Genomic DNA, 3,748 nt, shown 5'->3' on the forward strand with positions numbered 1-3,748 from the left:
TCGGGCCGGCCGCCGCTACTTCGCATCGGCCGCCGCGTCGCGCGCCGCGGCGGTCGCACGGTCGAGCGCAGCGGCCATCGCTGCCTGCTCCTTACCGCCGAACTGATCGAGGAAGAGTTCCGCGACCGTCGACTGGTACACCTTCCACATCTTCTTGCGCAGCGTCCGCCCCTTGTCGGTGATGCTCGCATAGGCGGCGCGGCCGTCGTCCGCCGAACGGGCGCGCGTGACGAGCCCCTCCTGTTCGAGCCGGTCGACGAGCCGCGTGAGGTTGTAGCGCTCGATGGCGAGCACGTCGGCCAGTTCGTGCATGCGGCGCGTGCCGTCGGGCCCGCTTTCGAGCCCCCACAACGCGTCGTACCACGCGTAGGCCGGCAGGCCGGCCGCCGCGAGGCGGCGCTCGATCTCGCGAATCATCGTCCGGTGCGCGCGGACGAACGAGAACCACAGATCGGGTTCGGGTGCGCTCATGTCAGGTCGTTCCTCTCGTTGAATTGCAGTTGCAATTAAATTTTACCTCGATAACAATTGCCCCCATGCGATTGCAATTGCAACTATCTGCCCGCCGATCGGCGGGCGTTCCGTCGCGCGACGCGGCGCCACGACCGTCGCCCCGCGCAGTCTTATGCTTCTGGAGACATTGCATGACCGCACCTCTCACGCTACCCGACATCGACCCGCAGGAAACCCGCGAATGGCTCGATGCGCTCGAATCCGTGATCGCGCTCGAAGGCCGCCCGCGCGCGCACTACCTGCTCGACCAGCTTTCCGACCTCGATGCGGCACGCCACGGCGACCTGCACGGCCGCGTGACGACCGCGTACGTGAACACGGTGCCCCGTGAACGGCAACCGGCCTATCCGGGCGATCTCGCACTCGAACGGCGCCTGAACGCGATGATCCGCTGGAACGCGATGGTGATGGTGCTGCGTGCCGGCCGGCTTTCGAACGTCGGCGGGCACATCGCGACCTACCAGTCGGCCGCGGTGCTGTACGACGTCGGCTTCGATCACTTCTTCCGCGGCCGCACCGATACGTTCGACGGCGACATGGTCTACATCCAGGGTCATTCGGCGCCCGGCATCTATGGCCGCGCATACCTGGAAGGCCGCATCACCGACGCGCAGCTCGACAACTTCCGCCGCGAGACCGGTCGCGAAGCGGGACGCGACGGGCTGTCGTCGTATCCGCATCCGCGGCTGATGCCCGATTTCTGGCAATTCCCCACCGTGTCGATGGGGCTCGGGCCGCTCACGGCCGCGTATCAGGCGCGCTTCATGCGCTACCTCGAATATCGCGGGCTGAAAGCGCATCAGGGCCGCAAGGTCTGGGCATTTCTCGGCGACGGCGAAATGGACCAGCCCGAATCGCTCGCCGCAATCTCGCTCGCGGGGCGCGAACGGCTCGACAACCTGATCTTCGTCGTCAACTGCAACCTGCAGCGCCTTGACGGCCCCGTGCGCGGCAACGGCAAGGTCATCCAGGAACTCGAAGGCACGTTCCGCGCGGCGGGCTGGAACGTCATCAAGGTGATCTGGGGCGCCGGCTGGGATCGCCTGCTCGAACGCGACACGACGGGCCTGCTGCGCCAGCGCATGATGGAATGCGTCGACGGCGACTACCAGACCTTCAAGTCGCAAAGCGGCGCGTACGTGCGCGAGCATTTCTTCGGCAAGTATCCCGAACTGCTCGAACTCGTCGCCGATCTGTCCGACGACGACATCTGGAAACTGGCACGCGGCGGCCATGACCCGGAAAAGGTGCATGCGGCCTATGCGCAGGCGGTGCGCGCGGACGGACGGCCGACCGTCGTGCTCGCGAAGACGGTCAAGGGCTTCGGGATGGGCGAAGCCGGCGAAGGCCAGAACGTGAACCACCAGTTGAAGAAGATGAGCGCGGACGCCGTCCGTGCGTTCCGCGACCGCTTCGCGTTGCCGGTCAGCGATGCGCAGCTCGACGAACTGCCCTACCTCAAGCCGGAGCCGGGCAGCGTCGAGGCACGCTACTTCGCGGAACGCCGTGCCGCGCTCGGCGGCCACGTGCCGGCCCGCTTCAGCCGCGTGGCGCCGCTGCCGGTGCCGCCGCTCGCCGCATTTGAAGGTCAGCTCAAGGACAGCGGCGAGCGCGGGCTGTCGACGACGATGGCGTTCGTGCGCATCCTCGGCACGCTGCTGAAGGATCCGGCGCTCGGCAAGCTCGTCGTGCCGATCGTGCCGGACGAATCGCGTACGTTCGGGATGGAGGGCCTGTTCCGCCAGATCGGCATCCACTCGCATCTCGGCCAGCTCTATACGCCGCAGGACGCGGGACAGCTCAGCTACTACAGGGAAGCGAAGGACGGGCAGATCCTGCAGGAAGGCATCAACGAATCGGGCGCGATCGCATCGTGGATCGCGGCCGGCACGGCGTACAGCAACCACGGCCTGCCGGCGATCCCGTTCTACATCTTCTATTCGATGTTCGGGCTGCAGCGTGTCGGCGATCTCGCGTGGGCGGCCGGCGACGCACGTACGCGCGGCTTCCTGCTCGGCGCGACGTCGGGCCGCACGACGCTGATGGGCGAAGGGCTGCAGCACGACGACGGGCACAGTCACGTGCTGTCGTCGGTGATTCCGAACTGCGTGTCGTACGACCCGACCTATGCGTACGAACTCGCGGTGATCGTGCGCGACGGCCTGCGGCGGATGTTCGCGGAACAGGAGGATGTCTACTACTACATCACGCTGCTCAACGAGAACTACCCGCATCCGGCACTGCCCGACGGCACGGAGGCCGGCATTCTCAAGGGTCTCTACCTGCTGCGCGAAGACACGTCGTGCGCGGCCGATGCGCCGCACGTGCAGCTGATGGGCAGCGGCGCGATCCTGCGCGAAGTGCTCGCCGCGAGCGACCTGCTCGCGCAGGACTTCGGCGTGTCGAGCGACGTGTGGAGCGCGACGAGCCTGAACGAGGTGCGCCGCGACGGGCTGGCCGCGGAACGCTGGAACCTGCTGCATCCCGAGCAGGCGCCGCGCGTGCCGTACGTGCAGCAATGCCTCGACGGCCGCACGGGCCCGGTGGTGGTGGCGACCGACTACATGAAGATCGTCGGCGACCAGATCCGCGCGTTCGTCGACGGCCGGCGCTTCGTGTCGCTCGGCACCGACGGCTTCGGCCGCTCGGATACGCGCGACGCGCTGCGCACGTTCTTCGAGGTCGACCGTCACTTCATCGTGATCGCGGCGCTGAAGGCACTCGCCGACGACGGCGCGATACCGCGTGCGCGCGTCGGCGAAGCCATCCGGCGTTACGGCATCGACATCGACAAGGTCGATCCGGCCAGCGTGTAGTCACGCGGCGCGCGGCAGGCAGGATCGCTCCGGCCTGCCGCGCCGCGGCCCTACCTGCACTACTGCCCCGACTGCGCGAGCGGCCCTTGCGGCCGCTGCTCCACTCCCGACGGCCAGCCGCCTGCCAACGCCTTGTACAGCGCCACCGTCGACGTCGCACTGCGCATCTGCCCGTCGGCCGCCGCATCCTGCGCCTGCAGCAGCGTGCGCTGCGCGTCGAGCACTTCGTAGTAGTCGATCGCGCCCGCCGAAAACCGCGCCTGCGCCAGTTGCGCGGCCCGCGCGCTGTCGGTCGCGGCCTGCACGAGATGGCCCGTCCCGTCACGCGTGCGAGCGGAGATCGGAAGAGCGTTGGGTAGGGAAAGAGCGGATATCACCGGGTAGATCTACTGAGGCGCCATCTACTCAACGATGCGACA

At 67.7% G+C, this 3,748-nt stretch carries 2 protein-coding genes and 1 pseudogene; 1 reads left to right on the forward strand and 2 read right to left on the reverse strand.

What is annotated here, in order from left to right; all coding sequences use genetic code 11:
• Window positions 1–15: 15 nt before the first annotated feature.
• Window positions 16–471 (reverse strand): MarR family transcriptional regulator, encoded by a 456-nt coding sequence (locus tag G3N99_RS36610; RefSeq protein ID WP_174945801.1) that lies wholly within the window; start codon window positions 469–471, stop codon window positions 16–18.
• A gap of 173 nt (window positions 472–644) precedes the next feature.
• Here G3N99_RS36610 and aceE point away from each other — a divergent pair, with 173 nt between their 5' ends.
• Complete coding sequence (aceE, locus tag G3N99_RS36615) at window positions 645–3,329, forward strand: pyruvate dehydrogenase (acetyl-transferring), homodimeric type (RefSeq protein WP_206124796.1); 2,685 nt, start codon at window positions 645–647, stop codon at window positions 3,327–3,329.
• A 59-nt stretch (window positions 3,330–3,388) separates the two neighbouring features.
• On the opposite strand, the pseudogene G3N99_RS36620 reads toward aceE, so the two are convergent.
• Window positions 3,389–3,664: pseudogene (locus tag G3N99_RS36620) on the reverse strand (TolC family protein); the annotation flags it as partial.
• Window positions 3,665–3,748 lie beyond the last annotated feature (84 nt).

It is taken from the genome of Burkholderia sp. Ac-20392, assembly GCF_017104585.1.
Lineage (GTDB): Bacteria > Pseudomonadota > Gammaproteobacteria > Burkholderiales > Burkholderiaceae > Burkholderia > Burkholderia lata.